The organism is Agromyces sp. NPDC058484 (assembly GCF_042720415.1).
Classification (GTDB): Bacteria; Actinomycetota; Actinomycetes; order Actinomycetales; family Microbacteriaceae; genus Agromyces.
In genome coordinates, this window is sequence record NZ_JBHXMP010000014.1 from 67,969 (window position 1) to 86,150 (window position 18,182).

19 protein-coding genes are annotated in these 18,182 nt (G+C 69.8%); 12 read left to right on the forward strand and 7 right to left on the reverse strand.

From position 1 onward, the window contains the following. Positions 1 to 13: 13 nt before the first annotated feature. Positions 14 to 409, reverse strand: coding sequence for a hypothetical protein (locus ACFWN7_RS12560; RefSeq protein ID WP_376939145.1), 396 nt, complete (start codon positions 407 to 409; stop codon positions 14 to 16). A 106-nt stretch (positions 410 to 515) separates the two neighbouring features. Between ACFWN7_RS12560 and ACFWN7_RS12565 the strand changes: the two genes are divergently transcribed. Next, the gene (locus tag ACFWN7_RS12565) at positions 516 to 1,064 is read left to right on the forward strand and encodes a hypothetical protein (RefSeq protein WP_376939146.1); all 549 of its coding nucleotides are present in this window, start codon (positions 516 to 518) and stop codon (positions 1,062 to 1,064) included. Positions 1,065 to 1,137: 73 nt separating this feature from the next. Here the strand turns inward: ACFWN7_RS12565 and ACFWN7_RS12570 are convergent, their stop codons facing one another. Then, positions 1,138 to 1,632 (reverse strand): hypothetical protein, encoded by a 495-nt coding sequence (locus ACFWN7_RS12570; protein WP_376939147.1) that lies wholly within the window; start codon positions 1,630 to 1,632, stop codon positions 1,138 to 1,140. Between the two features lie 138 nt (positions 1,633 to 1,770). On the opposite strand from ACFWN7_RS12570, the gene ACFWN7_RS12575 reads away from it, so the two are divergent. From ACFWN7_RS12575 to ACFWN7_RS12605, 7 genes are all read left to right on the forward strand, one after another. Next, a complete protein-coding gene (locus tag ACFWN7_RS12575; RefSeq protein WP_376939148.1) occupies positions 1,771 to 1,965 on the forward strand; it encodes a hypothetical protein in 195 nt (64 codons plus the stop codon). Further along, positions 1,962 to 2,051 carry a potassium-transporting ATPase subunit F gene (locus ACFWN7_RS12580; RefSeq protein ID WP_376939149.1) on the forward strand — a complete coding sequence of 30 codons (90 nt, stop codon included), beginning with the start codon at positions 1,962 to 1,964 and terminating at the stop codon, positions 2,049 to 2,051. Before ACFWN7_RS12575 ends, ACFWN7_RS12580 begins: the two co-directional genes overlap by 4 nt. Continuing rightward, on the forward strand, positions 2,051 to 3,721 hold the full coding sequence (gene kdpA / locus ACFWN7_RS12585) for a potassium-transporting ATPase subunit KdpA (RefSeq protein WP_376939150.1): 1,671 nt from the start codon (positions 2,051 to 2,053) through the stop codon (positions 3,719 to 3,721). Before ACFWN7_RS12580 ends, kdpA begins: the two co-directional genes overlap by 1 nt. Before the next feature lie 78 nt (positions 3,722 to 3,799). Beyond that, positions 3,800 to 6,013: a potassium-transporting ATPase subunit KdpB gene (gene kdpB / locus ACFWN7_RS12590; protein ID WP_376939183.1), complete on the forward strand. Its 2,214-nt coding sequence runs from the start codon at positions 3,800 to 3,802 to the stop codon at positions 6,011 to 6,013. A 28-nt stretch (positions 6,014 to 6,041) separates the two neighbouring features. Beyond that, positions 6,042 to 6,650: a potassium-transporting ATPase subunit KdpC gene (gene kdpC, locus ACFWN7_RS12595; protein ID WP_376939151.1), complete on the forward strand. Its 609-nt coding sequence runs from the start codon at positions 6,042 to 6,044 to the stop codon at positions 6,648 to 6,650. 5 nt (positions 6,651 to 6,655) lie between these two features. Further along, a complete protein-coding gene (locus ACFWN7_RS12600; RefSeq protein ID WP_376939152.1) occupies positions 6,656 to 9,142 on the forward strand; it encodes an ATP-binding protein in 2,487 nt (828 codons plus the stop codon). Further along, positions 9,139 to 9,834, forward strand: coding sequence for a response regulator (locus ACFWN7_RS12605; protein WP_376939153.1), 696 nt, complete (start codon positions 9,139 to 9,141; stop codon positions 9,832 to 9,834). The genes ACFWN7_RS12600 and ACFWN7_RS12605 overlap by 4 nt, the downstream gene beginning before the upstream one ends. Before the next feature lie 168 nt (positions 9,835 to 10,002). On the opposite strand, the gene proC is transcribed toward ACFWN7_RS12605, so the two are convergent. Continuing rightward, positions 10,003 to 10,854 carry a pyrroline-5-carboxylate reductase gene (gene proC, locus ACFWN7_RS12610; protein WP_376939154.1) on the reverse strand — a complete coding sequence of 284 codons (852 nt, stop codon included), beginning with the start codon at positions 10,852 to 10,854 and terminating at the stop codon, positions 10,003 to 10,005. 22 nt (positions 10,855 to 10,876) lie between these two features. Between proC and ACFWN7_RS12615 the strand changes: the two genes are divergently transcribed. Beyond that, positions 10,877 to 11,839, forward strand: a complete 963-nt coding sequence (locus tag ACFWN7_RS12615) for a cation diffusion facilitator family transporter (RefSeq protein ID WP_376939155.1) — start codon at positions 10,877 to 10,879, stop codon at positions 11,837 to 11,839. Next, on the forward strand, positions 11,836 to 12,675 hold the full coding sequence (locus ACFWN7_RS12620) for a glutamine amidotransferase (RefSeq protein ID WP_376939156.1): 840 nt from the start codon (positions 11,836 to 11,838) through the stop codon (positions 12,673 to 12,675). Before ACFWN7_RS12615 ends, ACFWN7_RS12620 begins: the two co-directional genes overlap by 4 nt. Positions 12,676 to 12,677: 2 nt before the next feature. On the opposite strand, the gene ACFWN7_RS12625 is transcribed toward ACFWN7_RS12620, so the two are convergent. Then, positions 12,678 to 13,127 (reverse strand): nucleoside deaminase, encoded by a 450-nt coding sequence (locus ACFWN7_RS12625; RefSeq protein WP_376939184.1) that lies wholly within the window; start codon positions 13,125 to 13,127, stop codon positions 12,678 to 12,680. A 69-nt stretch (positions 13,128 to 13,196) separates the two neighbouring features. Here ACFWN7_RS12625 and upp point away from each other — a divergent pair, with 69 nt between their 5' ends. After that, positions 13,197 to 13,829: a uracil phosphoribosyltransferase gene (gene upp / locus ACFWN7_RS12630; protein ID WP_376939157.1), complete on the forward strand. Its 633-nt coding sequence runs from the start codon at positions 13,197 to 13,199 to the stop codon at positions 13,827 to 13,829. Positions 13,830 to 14,388: 559 nt separating this feature from the next. Then, positions 14,389 to 15,183, forward strand: a complete 795-nt coding sequence (locus ACFWN7_RS12635) for a winged helix-turn-helix domain-containing protein (protein ID WP_376939158.1) — start codon at positions 14,389 to 14,391, stop codon at positions 15,181 to 15,183. A 39-nt stretch (positions 15,184 to 15,222) separates the two neighbouring features. Here ACFWN7_RS12635 and ACFWN7_RS12640 read toward each other — a convergent pair whose 3' ends face one another. From ACFWN7_RS12640 to ACFWN7_RS12650, 3 genes are read right to left on the reverse strand one after another with little or no spacing between them, the layout of a single operon-like run. Next, positions 15,223 to 15,567 (reverse strand): hypothetical protein, encoded by a 345-nt coding sequence (locus ACFWN7_RS12640; protein ID WP_376939159.1) that lies wholly within the window; start codon positions 15,565 to 15,567, stop codon positions 15,223 to 15,225. After that, positions 15,540 to 16,145 carry a hypothetical protein gene (locus ACFWN7_RS12645; protein WP_376939160.1) on the reverse strand — a complete coding sequence of 202 codons (606 nt, stop codon included), beginning with the start codon at positions 16,143 to 16,145 and terminating at the stop codon, positions 15,540 to 15,542. Before ACFWN7_RS12645 ends, ACFWN7_RS12640 begins: the two co-directional genes overlap by 28 nt. Next, positions 16,145 to 17,887, reverse strand: a complete 1,743-nt coding sequence (locus tag ACFWN7_RS12650; RefSeq protein ID WP_376939161.1) for a molybdopterin-dependent oxidoreductase — start codon at positions 17,885 to 17,887, stop codon at positions 16,145 to 16,147. The genes ACFWN7_RS12645 and ACFWN7_RS12650 overlap by 1 nt, the downstream gene beginning before the upstream one ends. Between the last annotated feature and the right edge of the window lie 295 nt (positions 17,888 to 18,182).

Here is an 18,182-nt window from a genome sequence, read left to right on the forward strand (position 1 = left end):
GACGCCGAGCCGATCAGCCGACCAGCACCAGGACGAAACCGATGAGCCCCGCGATCGCCGCGATGGCCAGCATCACGAGCCCGACGATGCGGATGATGCGCCGCCCCTGCGGCGGCTCGTGCAGGCGCAGACGGTCGGGTTCGCGCTGCTTGTAGAAGGCGCGCTCCTCGTCGGGCCGCTCCACATGGGCGCGCTCCTCATCGCTGAGCCGGCGCTGGTGGAAGGCGCCCTCGGCGAACCAGCGGATCGTGCTGCCGTGCTCCTGGTCGATGACGACGGCGTCGGTGCGGAGCCAGCGGCCGTCTGCCAGACGGATAAGGAACGCGAGGAGGAGGCACGCGAGCGCGGCGCCGAGGGCGATCCAGCCGATCACCTCGGCGACGACCGAGACGACCTCCGACGCATCCATGAGCACACGGTAGCGGACGTCGGGGAACCGTGAGGTCGGGGCCCCCGGGCGTTCAGATCTCGTGAGGACGCGTGTTCCCGGTCGCGCCGCCGCGTAGACCGAAGTCATGACGTTCACCCACCTTCGCTCGTTCCTCCACGTCGCGGCCGTCGAGCCGTTCCCCACGCTCGCACCCGGTCTCTGGCCGGCGTCGGCGCGCCTCCACGGCCGTGACCTCCTCGTCGACGGCAACTCGATGCTCGCTCAGGTCCAGGCGATGGGCACGCCGTGCGCGCGCACATCGGCGGCAACGGATGCCGCGCCCGAGCGATTCGCGTCGGTGATCGCCACCCGGGTGCTCGCCGTCGACGAGTCGGCCGACGGCACGCTCGCCGCATGGGTCGATGCGGCGCTCGACCAGGTGCGGCCACTGCTCCCGGAGTCGAGGCTGCTGGGCCGTCGCGGGACCCGGGCGATGAGGCCGGTGCGGCTCCGGCCCGCATCGACAGCCCTGCCGGACGCGACCCTGCCGACCGACCTTCGGGCAGGCGACCTGCTGGCCATTCCTGCCGTGGGCGGCACGGGATGGGCCGACCTTCGCGGTCGCGTACGGTCGGCCGCACGCCGGCCCGACCCCGACGACCCCGAGTGGCCGGTGGCGCGCTGCGGGCGCTGAGGACACCCAAGACGAGGGGTGGGAGGCATCGCCTCCGCCCCTCGTCGTCGTTTCGCTTGCCGGCGACGGGGTGTCAGCGACGCAGCCTGCTGAGCGAGAGTGGCGCCTCGCACGGAACGACGAGCACGTCGCCGGTGACGAGGTCGCCTGGGAGCGTCACCTCGACGGACCCCGCGCCGCGCACGCCGGTGCGGGCGATCAGGAAGTGCCGCTCGTGCGCGACGGACGCCCGGCCGAGCAGACGCAGCTCCGGCCAGCAGGCGCCGATGTCGTCGACGGCGGCATCGAGGTCGATCGTGGCCGTGCCGTCGTCGACGCGGACGGCGGCTACGGTCATGACGGCCACGGCACGATCGTCGACGGGCGAGGGGCGACCGCCCGTGCCGGGCAGACTCGCCGCGGCGGTGTGCACGCACGGCGTGCCGCAGAGCTCCACGAGCCTGCACATCGAGACGCCCGCGACGACGACGTCGGCGACGGTCGCCCGGGTGTGCTCGGGCCAGCGGTCGGGATCGAGCGGGTCGGGGATGGAACGGCGGAGGGTCGGGAGGACGGACGTGAGCGTCATGCGTCGGTTCTACGCCGCGGCGAGCGCCGTGCTGCCGTTCCGAACGGCATCCGAACGGCCCGGCGACGCATCCTCACGCGACGCTGACGAGCTTCGTGAGCGGGGTGTCAGGATGCGCCGCCGAGGCGTTAGGGATCCGTGAGGATCGGCGCGGCCGCAGCATCCGGGGTGTTGCATCGGAATGCAGCCGCACTGAGCGCTGCCCGCCGCCGCGTCCGCGGCCCGCGGCATCCCGAGTCTGGAGTTCCCGTGCTGGACCTCGTCTACGTCGCCGTCATCATCGCGACGTTCGCCCTCGTCGGCCTGATCGCGAAGGGGGTCGAGAAGCTGTGATCGTCATCGAGCTCCTCGCCGTCGCGTTCGGCGTCGCCGCCGTGGTGTACCTCGTGTATGCCCTCGTGAAGCCTGAGAGGTTCTGATGGATGTGTTCTTCGCCGTCCTGCAGGCGGCCACCCTCGCCCTCATCCTCGCGCTGTTGTATCGCCCGCTCGGCGACTACATGGCCCGCATCTACACCTCGACGAAGGATTGGAAGGTCGAACGCGGTCTCTATCGGCTCATCGGCGTCGACCCGCGCGCCGAGCAGTCGTGGCCCGCGTACCTGCGCGGCGTGCTCGCGTTCTCTGTCGTCGGGCTGTTGTTCGTCTACGTGCTGCAGCGCGCCCAGGCCGTGCTCCCCTACTCGCTCGGGCTGCCGCCGGTGCCCGAGGACCTCTCGTTCAACACGGCCGCATCCTTCGTGGCGAACACGAACTGGCAGTCGTACGTGCCCGAGGTCACCGTCGGCTACACGGTGCAGCTGGCCGGCCTGGCCGTGCAGAACTTCGTCTCGGCCGCCGTCGGGATCGCCGTGGCGATCGCCCTCGTGCGGGGCTTCGCCCGCCGGGGCTCCGGCACGATCGGCAATTTCTGGGTCGACCTGTTCCGCGGCTCGTTCCGGCTGCTGCTGCCGCTCTCGGTGATCGGCGCGATCGTGCTGATCGCAGGCGGCGTCGTGCAGAACTTCAACGGCTTCACCGAGATGACGACGCTTGCGGGCAACACGCAGAGCCTGCCCGGCGGCCCGGCCGCGAGCCAGGAGGTCATCAAGCTGCTCGGCACGAACGGCGGCGGGTTCTTCAACGCCAACTCCGCGCACCCGTTCGAGAACCCGACGGCCTGGACGAGCCTCTTCCAGAACGTGCTCATGCTCGCGATCCCGTTCGCGCTGCCGCGCACCTTCGGGCGCATGGTCGGCTCGAACAAGCAGGGGTACGCCATCCTCGCCGTGATGGCGACGCTCTACGTCGTCTCGCTCGTCGCATTCAGCGCGCTGGAGGCCGCCGGCAACGGCACCGCGCCGCAGTTGGCGGGCGGCGCGCTCGAGGGCAAGGAGCAGCGCTTCGGCATCTTCGGGTCGACCCTGTTCGGCTCGACCTCGACGCTCACCTCGACGGGCGCCGTGAACGCGATGCACGACTCGCTCACGGCACTCGGCGGCATGATGCCGATGCTGAACATGATGCTCGGCGAGGTCGCCCCCGGTGGCGTCGGCTCGGGTCTCTACGGCATGCTCGTGCTCGCCGTGATCGCGGTATTCATCGCCGGGCTCCTCGTGGGCCGCACGCCCGAGTACCTCGGCAAGAAGATCGGGCCGCGCGAGATCAAGCTCGCGAGCCTCTACATCCTCGTGACGCCGACTCTCGTGCTCGCGGGCACCGCGCTCAGCTTCGCGATCCCCGGCGTTCGCGAGAGCGTCACGTCGTCGATCTGGAACCCCGGTATCCACGGCATGAGCGAGGTGCTCTACGCCTTCACGAGCGCGTCCAACAACAACGGTTCCGCGTTCGCGGGTCTCGGCGCGAACACACCGTGGCTCAACACGGCGCTCGGCGTCGCGATGCTCCTCGGCCGGTTCGTCCCGATCGTGCTCGTGCTCGCACTCGCGGGCAGCCTCGCCGCGCAGGAGAAGGTTCCCACCACCGCCGGCACGCTGCCGACCCACCGGCCGCAGTTCGTCGGCCTCCTGGTCGGGGTGTCGGTCATCGTGACCGCCCTCACCTACTTCCCCGTTCTCACGCTGGGTCCCCTGGCTGAAGGGCTGATCTGATCCATGTCCACCAACACCACCACCCCCACCACCTCGTCCGCCACCGTCAGCGAGATGACCGGGCACACCCCGCGCCCGATGGGCTCGCCCTCGAAACGCCCGATGGGCGGCTTCGGCGCGGCGCAGCTCGTCCGAGCACTGCCCGGTGCGCTGCGCAAGCTCGATCCTCGCGAGATGTGGCACAACCCCGTCATGTTCATCGTCGAGATCGGCGCCGTGCTCACCACGGTGCTCGCGATCAACGAGCCGTTCCTCGGTGGTCCGGCGGTCTCGGGCGGCACCACGGTGCCGGGCTCGTTCACGTGGGCCATCGCCATCTGGCTCTGGCTCACCGTGGTCTTCGCGAACCTCGCGGAGTCCGTGGCGGAGGGCCGCGGCAAGGCCCAGGCCGACACCCTGCGTCAGTCCCGCACGTCGACGGTCGCGCATCTCGTCGCGAGGTACGACGAAGTGGCGGATGCCGGTGCGGAGCGCACCGCGATCAGCGCCGTCTCCTCGGGCGACCTTCAGCTCGGCGACATCGTCGTGGTGTCGGCGGGCGAGGCGATCCCGGGCGACGGCGACATCATCCACGGCATCGCTTCCGTGGACGAGTCCGCCATCACGGGCGAGTCTGCACCGGTCGTACGTGAGTCGGGCGGTGACCGTTCCGCGGTCACCGGCGGTACCCGCGTGCTCTCCGACCGCATCGTGGTGCGCATCACGTCGAAGCCGGGCGAGACGTTCGTCGACCGCATGATCGCGCTCGTCGAGGGCGCGTCCCGCCAGAAGACGCCGAACGAGATCGCGCTGAACATCCTCCTCGCGAGCCTCTCGATCATCTTCGTCGTGGTCGTGCTCACGCTGAACCCGATCGCGTCCTACGCGGCGGGCCCGGCGTCGATCCCGGTGCTCGTCGCCCTGCTCGTCTGCCTCATCCCGACGACGATCGGCGCGCTCCTCTCGGCGATCGGCATCGCCGGCATGGACCGTCTCGTGCAGCGCAACGTGCTCGCGATGTCGGGCCGCGCGGTCGAGGCCGCGGGCGACGTCACGACGCTGCTCCTCGACAAGACGGGCACGATCACGCACGGCAACCGCCGTGCGAGCGAATTCGTGCCGATGTCCGGCGTCGACAACACCGACCTCGAGCGGGCCGCAGCGCTCGCCTCGCTCGCGGACCCTACGCCCGAGGGCTCGTCGATCGTAGCCCTGGCGGCGGAGCGGGGCTGGGCCCACGCGCCCCGAGGCTCCGCGCAGCGCGCCAGCGATGCGTGGAGTGGGCGTGGGGACCGCTTCGACCCTTCGACAAGCTCAGGGAGCGAGGGAGCCGGCCCTTCGACAAGCTCAGGGAACGTCGTGCCGTTCACCGCGCAGACCCGGATGTCGGGCATCGACCTGCCCGACGGGTCGAGCATCCGCAAGGGCGCCGGCTCGTCGGTCATCGCATGGGTCGAGGCATCCGCCCGCATTCCGTCGAGCACGCACGACGAGCTGACCCAGCGCGTCGACGCGATCTCGGTCGCCGGCGGCACGCCGCTCGTCGTCGCGGAGAAGTCTTCAGGTGGCACCGCCCGCATCCTGGGCGTGGTCCACCTCAAGGACATCGTGAAGGACGGCCTCACCGAGCGGTTCGCCGAGCTCCGCGCGATGGGCATCCGCACCGTGATGATCACGGGTGACAACCCGCTCACTGCGAAGGCCATCGCGGCCGAGGCGGGCGTCGACGACTACCTCGCCGAGGCCACGCCCGAGGACAAGATCGCGCTGATCCGCAAGGAGCAGGAGGGCGGCAACCTCGTCGCGATGACCGGCGACGGGACGAATGACGCCCCCGCGCTCGCGCAGGCCGACGTCGGCGTGGCGATGAACTCGGGCACGTCGGCCGCGAAGGAGGCCGGAAACATGGTCGACCTCGACTCCGATCCGACCAAGCTCATCGAGATCGTGCGCATCGGCAAGCAGCTGCTCATCACTCGCGGGGCGCTCACGACGTTCTCGATCGCGAACGACATCGCGAAGTACTTCGCCATCATCCCGGCGATGTTCGCGGGGATCTTCCCGGGGCTCGCGGTGCTCAACATCATGCAGCTGCACTCGCCCGCCTCGGCGGTGCTCTCGGCGATCATCTTCAACGCGATCATCATCGTGATCCTGATCCCGCTCGCACTCCGCGGGGTGAAGTACCGGCCGATCGGCGCTTCCCACATGTTGAACCGCAACCTGCTGATCTACGGCCTCGGCGGCATCATCGCCCCGTTCATCGGCATCAAGCTGATCGACCTCGTCGTCAGCCTCATCCCCGGGTTCTAGACCCGCGCGCGAAAGGAAACCAGAACACATGAGTACGACTCGCACGACGGTACGCACCCACTGGGTGGCGGTCCGCGCGATGCTCATCTTCACGCTCGTGCTCGGCGTGGCCTACGCCATCGTCGTCACCGCCATCGGGCAGCTCGCACTGCCGGCTCAGGCGAACGGCTCGGTCGTGCGATCGGGTGACGAGGTCGTGGGTTCTGCCCTCATCGGTCAGTCGTTCACGGATGCCGCGGGCGAGCCGCTCCCCGAGTGGTTCCAGCCCCGGCCATCCGCGGCCGGCGACGGCTACGACGCGGGCGCGTCGAGCGGCAGCAACTACGGACCGGAGAACGCCGACCTCATCGCGGCGATCGAGGAGCGCAAGGCCCGGGTCGCCGAGTTCAACGGGGTATCCCCCGCGGATGTCCCCGCCGACGCCGTCACGGCCTCCGGGTCGGGCCTCGACCCGCACATCAGCCCGGAGTACGCACTCCTGCAGGTGCAGCGGGTTGCGGGCGAGCGCGGCCTGCCCGAAGCCGAGGTGCAGGGGCTGGTGGAGTCTAGGATTCAGGCACGGGATCTCGGCTACCTGGGCGAACCGACCGTGAACGTGCTGCAACTCAACCTCGCCCTCGCAGAGCTGGAGGGGTAGTCGCAATGAAGAGGGGGCGGCTTCGGGTACTCCTCGGCGCCGCCCCCGGCGTCGGCAAGACCTACACGATGCTCGAGGAGGGCAAGCGACTCGCCGAAGAAGGCCATGACGTCGTCGCCGCCTTCATCGAGACCCACGGGCGCAAGGCGACGGCCGCGATGGTGGAGGGCCTGGAGACGGTGCCCCGCCGCCGCGAGGTGCATCGCGGCATGGCTCTCGAGGAGATGGACCTCGATGCGGTGCTCGCGCGCACGCCCGAGATCGCGCTCGTCGACGAGCTCGCCCACACGAATGCGCCGGGGTCGCGGAACGAGAAGCGCTGGCAGGACGTCGATGAGTTGCTGAACGCCGGCATCGACGTCATCTCCACGGTCAACACCCAGCACATCGATTCGCTCGGCGACGTGGTGCTGCAGATCACCGGTGTGGCCCAGCGCGAGACAATCCCCGACGCGGTGCTGCGCGCCGCCGACCAGATCGAGGTCGTCGATCTCGCACCCCAGGCGCTTCGCGACCGACTCGCGAGCGGGCTCGTCTACCCCGCCGAGCGGGTCGACGCGGCGCTGTCGAACTACTTCCGGCTCGGCAACCTCACCGCCCTGCGCGAGATCGCGCTGCTCTGGCTCGCCGACGAGGTCGAGCAGGCGCTCAAGGCGTACCGGGCCGAGCACGGCATCGACCGCAAGTGGGAGGCCCGTGAGCGCGTGGTCGTCGCGCTCACCGGCGGGCCCGAGGGCGAGACCCTCCTGCGGCGCGGCGCGCGGATCGCGTCGCGCTCGTCGGGCGGCGAGCTGATCGCGGTGCACGTCACCAATCCCGACGGCATGCGGGCGCGGCATCCGGGCGCCCTCGACACGCAGCGCACGCTCGTCGAGCAACTCGGCGGCACCTTCCACCAGGTCGTCGGCGAGGACGTGCCGCGTGCACTCGTCGACTTCGCGAGGGCGGCGGATGCCACGCAGCTGGTCATCGGCGTGAGCCGCCGATCGCGCTTGGCGGCGGCGTTCTCGGGGCCCGGCATCGGGGCCACGGTCATCCGCGAGTCGGGCGACATCGACGTGCACATCGTGACGCACGCCGCTGCGGGCTCGGGGTTCTCCCTGCCGAAGCTCGGCGGCGCGCTCAGCCGCAAGCGTCTGGTGGCCGGCTTCGCCGTCGCGCTCGTCGCCGGTCCGCTGCTGAGTTGGCTGCTCGCGACCTTCCGCACCGAATCCTCGATCACGAGCGACGTGCTCGCCTACCAGCTGCTCGTCATCGTCGTCGCCCTGATCGGCGGCATCTGGCCGGGGCTCTTCGCGGCCGTGCTCTCGGGCCTCACGCTCAACTTCCTCTTCGTGCCACCGCTGTACACGCTCACGATCGCCGACGCGCGGCAGTTCCTCGCGCTCGGGTTCTACGTCGCGAACGCGCTGCTCGTCAGCTACGTCGTCGATCAGGCGGCGAGGCGCTCGCGCGAGGCCCGCCGCGCCGCGGCGGAGTCGCAGCTGCTCGCGACGCTCGCGGGCAGCGTGCTCCGTGGCGAGGACGCGCTGCAGGCGATGGTCACTCGCACCCGCGAGGCGTTCGGGCTCACCGGTGTGCGCCTGCTCGTCGACGGCGAACCCCGGGTCGCCGACGGGGAGCCGACCCGTGATGACCGGGTGACGAACGTGCCGATCGGCGCGCACGGCGTGCTCGAGCTGCACGGGCAGGACCTCGCGGCATCCGAACGCCGGCTGCTGCAGGTGATCGCGACCCAGATCGATCAGGCCATCGAGCACGGCGCCCTCGCCGAGGCGGCCGGGGCGGCCCGCGAGCTCGCCGAGACCGACCGCATGCGGTCGGCCCTGCTCGCGGCGGTGGGCCACGACCTGCGCCGCCCCCTCACCTCTGCGTCGGCGGCGATCAGCGCGCTGCGCTCCGCCGAGGTGCGGCTGCCCGCTGCCGAGCGAGAGGAGCTCCTCTCCACCGCCGCCGAGAGCCTCGACTCGCTCGCGGAGCTCGTCACCAACCTGCTCGACGTGAGCCGCGTGCAGGCGGGTGCCCTGGGGGTGATGCTCGCGCCCACCGAGGTCGCCGATGTCGTCTTCCCCGCGCTCGACGAACTCGGGGTCGGACCGGCCGCGATCCAGCTGGATCTCGCCGACGACCTCCGCCCGGTGCTCGCCGACGCCGTGCTCCTCCAACGCGTCATGGTCAACCTGCTCGCGAACGCGGTGCGGCACAGCCCGCTCGGCGAGCGCGTGCGGCTCGCGGCGAGCTCGTTCCAGGGCCGCACCGAACTGCGCGTCGTCGACCGCGGGCCGGGCATTCCCGCCGAGCGCCGCGATCAGGTCTTCACGCCGTTCCAGCGACTCGGCGACACCGACAACGAGACGGGCCTCGGCCTCGGCCTCGCCCTGTCGAAGGGCTTCGTCGAGGGCATGGGCGGCACCCTGGAGGCGGAGGACACCCCGGGCGGCGGCCTCACCATGGTCGTCACGCTGTCCACGGCCGGGAAGGAGACGCGATGAGGATCCTCCTCGCAGACGACGACGAACAGCTCCAGCGCGCGCTCCGCATCACGCTCACGGCGCGCGGCTACGACGTGGTCGCGGCGCGCGACGGCGCCGAGGCGATCGACCTCGCGGCATCCGCGCACCCCGACCTCCTGCTGCTCGATCTCGGCATGCCGAAGGTCGACGGCGTCGACGTCATCCGCGCGGTGCGCGCCTGGTCGAAGGTGCCGATCGTCGTGCTCTCGGGCCGCGCCGACTCGGCCGAGAAGGTCGACGCGCTCGACGCGGGTGCCGATGACTACGTCACGAAGCCCTTCGCGATGGACGAGCTGCTCGCCCGGATCCGCGCTCGTGCGCGTGCGGCATCCGGTGACGAGACGGATGCCGCGGCGGTGGCGATCGGCGACCTCACCGTCGACCTGGCGGCGAGGACGGTCCGGGCGGCCGCGTCCGCCGACGGCGGTGGCGCGACATCCGTGCGCCTGACGCCGACGGAGTGGCGCCTGCTCGAGCTGTTCCTGAAGAATCCGGGCAAGCTGCTCACGCGGCAGATGCTGCTCGGCGAGGTGTGGGGCCCGTACCACGCCAACGACGCCGGTTACCTGCGCCTCTACGTGGCGCAGCTGCGCCGCAAGCTCGAGCCGACGCCGTCGGAGCCGCGGTTCTTCCTCACCGAGCCCGGGATGGGCTACCGCTTCGAGCCGTAGAACGCCCCCTGAGCCCATCGAAGGGAGCCTGTCGAAGGGAGCCTGTCGAAGGGAGCCCGTCGAAGGGAGAGCCCGTCGAAGGGAGAGCCCGTCGAAGGGAGAGCCCGTCGAAGGGAGCTCGCTTCGACAGGCTCAGCGAGCGGAAGAACGGGCTCAGCGAGCGGAAGATCAGGCGCCGGCGGCCAGTTCGCGGGCGCGGGCGAGCGCGGCATCGGTCGCCTGGTCGAAGGTCGCCTTGAGGCCGGCCGCGTCGAGCACCGCGACGGCGCGCTCGGTGGTGCCCTTCGGGCTCGTCACGCGACGCCGCAACTCGGCCGGGTCGTCGCCGGATGCCGCGAGCAGCTCGCTCGCGCCGCGGAACGTGCCCTGCACCATGAGCGCCGCCTGCTCCGGCGTGAACCCCTTGCCGATCGCCGTCGCCGTGAGCTGCTCGATGAGGTAGAAGACGTACGCGGGCCCCGAGCCCGAGATCGTGGAGAGCGCGTCGAGCTGCTCCTCGGGCACCACGAGCACCTGCCCGACCGTCTCGAAGAGCGAGACCGCGAGCGCCAGGTCGGCCTCGCTCGATCGTGTGCCCGCCGAGACGCCCGTCACCGCACGGCCCACGACCGCGGGCGTGTTCGGCATCGACCTGATCACCGCGACCGATTCGGGCAGGAGCGACTCGAACGTCGCGACCGTGACCCCCGCCGCGACCGACACCACCACGGTGCCCGGTTCGAGCGCTCCCGCGATCTCGCGGAGCAGGCCCGGCACCATCGCGGGCTTCACCGCGACCACCACGAGCTTCGCGCCCGCGACCGCGGCGAGGTTGGCTGCGGCATCCGCCTCGGTCGAGTGCGCGGTGACCCCCTCGAGCCCGGCGAGCTCGGCCGCCTTCTCGGGCGTGCGGTTCGTCGTGCGGATGCCTCCGTCGACGACGACCCCCGGTTTCAGCAGGCCGGCGATGATGGCGCGGGCCATCGAACCGGCGCCGAGGAAGGCGATCGTGGGCAGCTTCACCGGCGTTTCGACGGGCATGCGACCATCTTAGGATTGGAGCATGAGCGCATCGGGCGGAACCAAAGCCATCATCGCGGCCTTCCTCGCGAACACGGGCATCGCGATCACGAAGTTCATCGCATGGTTCTTCTCCGGCTCCTCGTCGATGCTCGCCGAGGCGGTGCACTCGGTCGCCGACGCCGGCAACCAGCTCCTGCTCATCTTCGGCGGGCGCCAGGCGAAGAAGGCGGCCGACAAGGAGCATCCCTTCGGCTACGGCCGGGAGCGCTACGTGTACGCGTTCGTCGTGGCCATCATCCTGTTCTCGGTCGGCGGCGTGTTCTCGATCTACGAGGGCATCGACAAGCTGCAGCACCCGCACGCGCTCGACGTGCCGTGGCTGCCCATCCTCGTGCTCTCGATCGCGATCGTGCTCGAGTCGTTCTCGCTTCGCACCGCGATCATCGAGTCGAACCACGTTCGCGGCACGCAGAGCTGGGTCGAGTTCGTGCGCCGCGCGAAGGCGCCCGAGCTGCCCGTCGTCCTGCTGGAGGACATCGCCGCCTTGCTCGGCCTCGTGTTCGCCTTCATCGGCGTGGGCCTCACGATTCTCACCGGCAATCCGCTGTTCGACGCGATCGGCACCCTGTTCATCGGCGCCCTGCTCATCACGGTGGCGATCGTGCTCGGCATCGAGACGAAGAGCCTCCTCGTGGGCGAGGGCGCGACCGAGGCCGACTACGCGAAGATCGAGCAGGCGATCCTCGCCAGCGACGAGGCCGAGCGCATCATCCACATGAAGACCCTCTACGTCGGCCCCGAGGAGCTGCTCGTCGCCGCGAAGGTCGGCTTCCACGCCGACCAGCGGCTGCTCGAGGTGTCGACCGCGGTGAACGTCATCGAGCAGCGCGTGCGCGAGGCCGTGCCCGCGGCCCGCATCATCTACATCGAGCCCGACGTCTACGTCGATCCGAACGAGTCGGCCCCGCCCACCGACGCCATCGTCATCAAGGGCCTCGAGTGACGGATGCCGCGGGCGCGGCTCGCACCGCCCTCGTGCTCCGTCACGACTCCGCGATCGGGCTCGGCAACCTCGCGCCCACGCTCGAGGCCCACGGCTATGAGATCGTCACCGTCGACGCGCCCCACGCGGATGTCGCGGCCCTCGACGCGCTCGCACCAGACCTCGTCGTGGTGCTCGGCGGCGACGAGGGCGCATACGAGACCGACCGCTACCCGTACCTCGACGACGAGGTACGACTGCTCGCGGCCCGCATCGAGGCCGAGGCGCCGATCTTCGGGGTGTGCCTCGGCGCGCAGCTGCTCGCGAAGACCCTCGGCGCCGAGGTGCGCAAGGGTCCGCGCAAGGAGGTCGGCTGGCTCACGGTCGAGCCCACCGCGGCCGGCGCCGCCTCGCCGGTGCGCCATTTCGCCGGGGTTCCGACCGTGCAATGGCACGGCGACACGTTCGACCTGCCCGCGGGCGTCGAGCTGCTCGCGACTTCGGGCCAGTACGAGAACCAGGCGTTCGCGAAGGGCGACTGGCTGCTCGCCGTGCAGTTCCACCCCGAGGTCGACGACGAGATCCACGAGGACTGGCTGCGCGAGTGGGGCGACGAGTTGCCCGAGTACGGGCTCAGCCGCGATCGGCTGCGCGAGGAGCGCGCTTCGCACGGGCCACGTGCGCAGGCGGCATCCGCTGCCCTGCTGGGCGAATTCCTCGAGGGCATCGAGGCGCGAAACAACCTGAGCCGCGGGCGTGGTGCCTTCTCGTCTGCTCATGTCGAACCCGCCTCAAGTGAGGCGGATCTCACACGAGCGGGAGAGAAGGCCGGCCGGCTTCCCGTCGGGCCCACCTGAGTTCAGGTCGCCGGCGGACGGCGCAAGGGGTCTTCGAAGAATTCCAGCAGCAGGCGAGCGGATGCCTCGGCCGCGACGCCGGGGAACACCTCGACGCGGTGGTTCAGCCGCCGGTCGCGCAGCACGTCGTAGAGGGAGCCGGCGGCGCCGGCCTTCTCGTCCCACGCTCCGAACACCACGGTCGGGACCCGCGCGGCGAGGATCGCCCCAGCGCACATCACGCACGGCTCGAGCGTGACCACGAGCGTGCAGTCGGTGAGCCGCCAGTCGCCGTGGGCCTCGGCGGCGGTGCGGAGTGCGAGCAGCTCGGCGTGCGCCGTCGGGTCGCCGAGGAGCTCCCGCTCGTTGCGGCGCGAGGCGATCACGGCGCCGGCGCCGTTCACGACGACGGCGCCGACGGGCACGTCGCGCGTCGCGGGCGCCTGCTCGGCCTCGGCGAGCGCAAGCCGCATCCATTCGCGGTGGATCGGCAGCTCCACGAGCACTCCCTCCCCGCCACCCCTGACAATAGACTCGAGCCTATGCGAGTCAACGTTGCCGATCACCCGCTCGTCACCCACAAGCTGACGGTGCTCCGCGACGAGAACACGCCGTCGCCGGTGTTCCGCTCGCTCGTCGAGGAGCTCATGACGCTCCTCGCGTACGAGGGGACCCGGGGGGTGCGGGTCGAGCCGGTCGAGATCGTCACGCCGGTCGCGCCGACGACCGGCGTGCGTATCGCCGACCCGAAGCCGCTGATCGTTCCGATCCTGCGCGCCGGGCTCGGCATGCTCGAGGGCATGGTGAAGCTCCTGCCGAGCGCCGAGGTCGGCTTCCTCGGCATGGCCCGCGACGAAGAGACCCTCGAGCCCACGACCTACGCCGAGCGGTTGCCCGACGACCTCTCCGACAGACAGTGCTTCGTGCTCGACCCGATGCTCGCGACCGGCGGATCGCTCACGGCCGCGATCGAGTTCCTTCTCGCGCGGGGGGCGACGGATGTCACGGCGATCTGCATCCTCGCCACGCCCGAGGGTCTCGCCGCCGTCGAGCGGTCGCTGCACGGCCGTGAGGTGACGATCGTGCTCGGCGCCGTCGACGAGCGACTCGACGAGCGCGGATTCATCGTGCCCGGTCTCGGCGACGCAGGCGACCGCCTCTACGGCACGGTCTAGACGCCAGCGCTCCCTGAGCTCGTCGAAGGGATCGAGCCCACGCGCGAATCGCTTCGACGAGCTCAGCTGACTGCTATGCCCGAAGGATCTTCGGTTGGGCCGCGCCCAGCCGGCAAGTCAAAACGGAAAGTTTCTGAAATTCGCGCCTTTTCGCAGATTCTTGCAGGCGCGACATCCGTGCCCCTGATCCTGCCGGATGCCTCGCCGCGGTGCGAACCGTCTGCGTCGTCACACGGCGTCATCGCGTCGTCATGAATTGACACACGCTCGGGTATCGGTTTGACTGACGCCCATGACCGACACCGCACGCACCCTGACCGCCCGCGAGGTGAACAGGACGGCCGACGTGATGATGTCGGCGCGTGCGCCCATGTGTTGTCGAATGTGCCGCTGACCGCGACCCGACCGCCGAGTTCCCGTCACCGATCGACACCCTGATCGGCTCGGACTCCTCCGAACCCATCCCATGCGAGGGTTCTCCGGCCGAACGGCCTTCGCACCGACCCCCGACCGTGATTCCGGGGTCATCGCCGCATCTTCCTCACACAAGGACTCCGTCATGTCTCTCGCTTTCGCCCCCGCTCCCACGACCGCCCGCACCGCCGCTGTTCGCACGGCCCCCACGCTCTCGGCCGCGCCCTCGCTCCCGGCAGCGCCCTCACTGCCGGCCGCGCCCGTTCGTTCGATCGCCCCCCGTGCCGATGCCGATGTCATCGCCCCCTCCGCACCCCGCGTACGTGCGGTGCCCGAGGGCACCGAGGCGCGCGGGTTCGTGCTCTACGTCGGGATCGACGAGGGAAAGGCGAACGCCGACGGCACGACCCTGCACCGCATCGTCGAGGCACTCCGCGCCCTCACCGCAGAGATCTCGCCGTCGGCCGAGACGTACGCCGCCGTGGCGCTCGCCCCCGAGGGCGCGGGCGGCCGCGACGTCGACGTCGTGCGGCTCGCCCTGCAGGACCCTGCCGCGCTCGCCAGGCAACGCGAAGTCCAAGGCACCCGCGACGACGCCGACCGCCACCCGAACGGCGTGATCATCGACATCTCCCGCAAGCGCGTGCTGCTCGACGGGGAGGCCGCCGGCCTCACCTACAAGGAGTTCGAGCTGCTGCAGTACCTCGTGCTCCGCGAGGGCCGCACGATCGACCGCCATGAGCTCATCGAGAGCCTGTGGAGCGCCGACGACGAGGCCCCGAGCGAGCGCACGATCGACGTGCACGTGCGCCGGCTGCGCTCGAAGCTCGCGCACTACCAGGACATCGTGCGCACCGTGCGCGGCATCGGCTACCGCTTCGACCGCCACGCGGATGTCTCCATCCGCCAGGCGTCGACGCCCTCCCCCGACGTCTTCTGACCACGTCGGGACTCGCGACGCCGGTCGACGAGACCAGGGTCAGCGCGACATCCCCGCCGCGGATGCACCCTTCACGAACCCGAGCGCCGCGATCACCATCATGGCGGCCGTTCCCAGCCAAGCGACGGCGGCGGCGACCGTCATGACGATCCCGAGCGTCGTGAGCGGCGGCGCGGCGAAGAGTTCACCTACGGCGAGCGTGGCTGCCGCGTAGGTTCCGAGCGGGAAGACGATGCTCCACAGGCCCGCTTCGAAGCGGAACGGGCGGCGCTTGATGATGTGGCGCCAGACGCCGAAGATCACGAGCAGGGGGATCCACCAGGTGCCGAACGCCCACAGCACGAACGCCGCCCCCGTCACCAACGGGGCGGTCGCTTCGAGCAACTCGCTTGCCGGCTGGAGTCGAAGGAGGTGCGCCGCGGCGAGCACGGAGATGGCCTGGCTCCCGTGAAGATCCAGTACGACGGCGTGAAGCTGTCGGTCGAGTTGGGGACGGTCAGCAATCGCAGCAGGATGAGCGTCGCGAGGATGAAGTAGAGCACGATTCCGATGCCCCACAGCGAGACGGCGACGGCCGAGGCCGCGACGCCGAGCCTCAGATCGACGCTGGTCAGCGCGATCGCCAGCGACTGTGCGCTGACGACCAGGAGGAACCAGCTGCCGTCGATGTCGGCTGACACCGGGGCCGCCCGGGGCCGGAGGATGAGGTTCGCCGGAAGGACGTAGGCGAACACGATCCACAACGGCACGGCGAGGATGACCAGACCCGCCGGGATGCCCCCAGAGGCGAAGAGCACCGCCAGCCCGGCGGCCGCGACCCAGAGCAGCACCAGAGACGGTGTCGATGCACCCACGGCGGCAAGCGCCGTCGAAACGATGCCCGAGGCCATCACGAAGGCGAACGCATTGGGCGGCACGTCCGCGACGGCAGCCCGCCACCATCGCGTCGGCGCCGCCGTCATCAGATCGACTGTCGGTAGCCGAAGAACTCATGGTCGTTGTTGTAGCCACCGAGGCCGCCCCCGATCGAGGCGAAGTCCTCGACGAATTCGATGCCCTTCACCCACTTCAACATCTTGAAGCCGAGCTGCGACTCGTTGCGCAGCCGCACGGGCGCCCCGTGGGTGAAGTTGAGCGGTTCACCATTCATGTCCAGCGCGAGCAGCGTCAGGTGATAGCTCATCTGCTCGATCGGCTGCGCGTCGTAGTAGATGCCCTCGTCCGACCCTTGTGCGAACGAGTAGAAGACGACCCACTTGGCCTCTGGGCGCGGCGTCACGGTCTCGAGGATCGTCCGCATGGCCACGCCTCCCCACTTCGCGACGCCCGACCAGCCCTGGATGCAGAAGTGCTGGGTGATCTGCTCCTGTTGCGGCAGCGCGCGGAGCTGCTCGAGGTTGAGCTGCACCGGCTTCTCGACGAGACCGTAGATCGAGAGCCGATAGTCGCGGAACTCGTCGGCCTGCAGCCGCTGGTACTCCGCGCTATCGGGCACCCGACCATTCGCCCAGAAGTACGGCGAGATGTCCTTCTCCGTGTAGCGACCCGGCTTGGAGTCGATGTGCTCGAACAGGCGCTGCGCCGGCCCGATGAGGGCGAAGCCGATCTTCTGCACGACGCGAGGCTGCCGGTAGGTGAAGGGCGTCGCGGCGACCCAGGCCACGATGACGACCACCATCGACCCGGCGAAGATCCAGAAGCCCACCCACGAGTCCGTGTCGTTCGACGCATACATGTGGTTGAGATTGCGGAGGGCGCCCGTGGTGAAGACCAGGGTGACGTGGACGACGATGAAGAACAGGAACCAGCACAACACCAGGAAGTGCAGCGTCCGGGCGAGCTGGATGCTGAAGACGGAGCTGATGCGGTGGAACCGCGTGGACAGCGCCGGCGACATGCCGAGCCCGGTGATCAGTGCCGCGGGTGCGGCGATGAAGACCGTGATGAAGTAGGCGATCAACTGCAGGCTGTTGTAGCTGACCCAGCCGTTCTCCGTCGGCCAGTCGAGCGACAGGTACTGGATCGCCACCGACAGCGAATTCGGAATCACATCCCAGCTCAGCGGAACCAGTCGCATCCACTGTCCGGTCACGAAGATGAGCACGTAGAAGACGATGCCGTTGAGCAGCCAGAGCGTGTCGACGCCCAGGTGCCACCAGCGGGCCAATCCGATCGAGTGCCGACGTCCGGGAAGGCCGACGCCGTCCGGCAGGGTGATCGAGTCCGCCTTCGCCGTGTAGCCCGGGTCGTCCGGCACGGGCTTCTGCATGCGGTACCACTCCGACCCGGGCGTGGAGTTGCGTGTCAGATACAGCCGCGGATGGTCGGCGAGGATCGTGATCCCCGATCGGATGATGAAGATCATGAGGAACATGTTCAGGAAGTGCTGCCAGCCGAGCCACGCGGGGATCCCGACGGGCGCGCCCTCGGGCAGTTCGGATGTTCCCGGGTACTCCCGCAGGAAGTCTTGAATCGCCGGGAGCTCCCGGAGCCCCTTCGCGACCGCGATCCCGACGACGAGCAGCAGCAGCGCGATCGGGATCAACCACAGCAGGTTGAACCACTTGCTCCTGCCGACGCGCACGCGGGGCGCGACCCCGTACTGCGCGGGCAACCGCCCCGCCCAGTCCTCTCCCACGACAGCATGCCTGCGCGCATCCAGCTCACCGCGGTATCCCGGATCGGCCATCCCGCCCTGTGTCATGTGAGCGATTGTTGCGCACTGCGCAACCGACGACCAGAGCGACACGATTCGAGCGTTGGCAAAAATAACGGAACGATAACTGGCGCCCGTTACCGATCCGTTATATATTCGTACGTGCACCGACTGTTTGCTGTGGCGGTCGGTGCGGAATGTGATTGCAGGACACTCTTGGTGCAAGGGAGAGGGCCGGTCGTCAGCCTCTACGACCGGCCCTCACCCGTTCCCGCCGCAGGTTCCCTATCCTTGGTGGATGAGTCCGGTGCATCTGCCGGGGTCGGCGGGATATCGAAGGGAG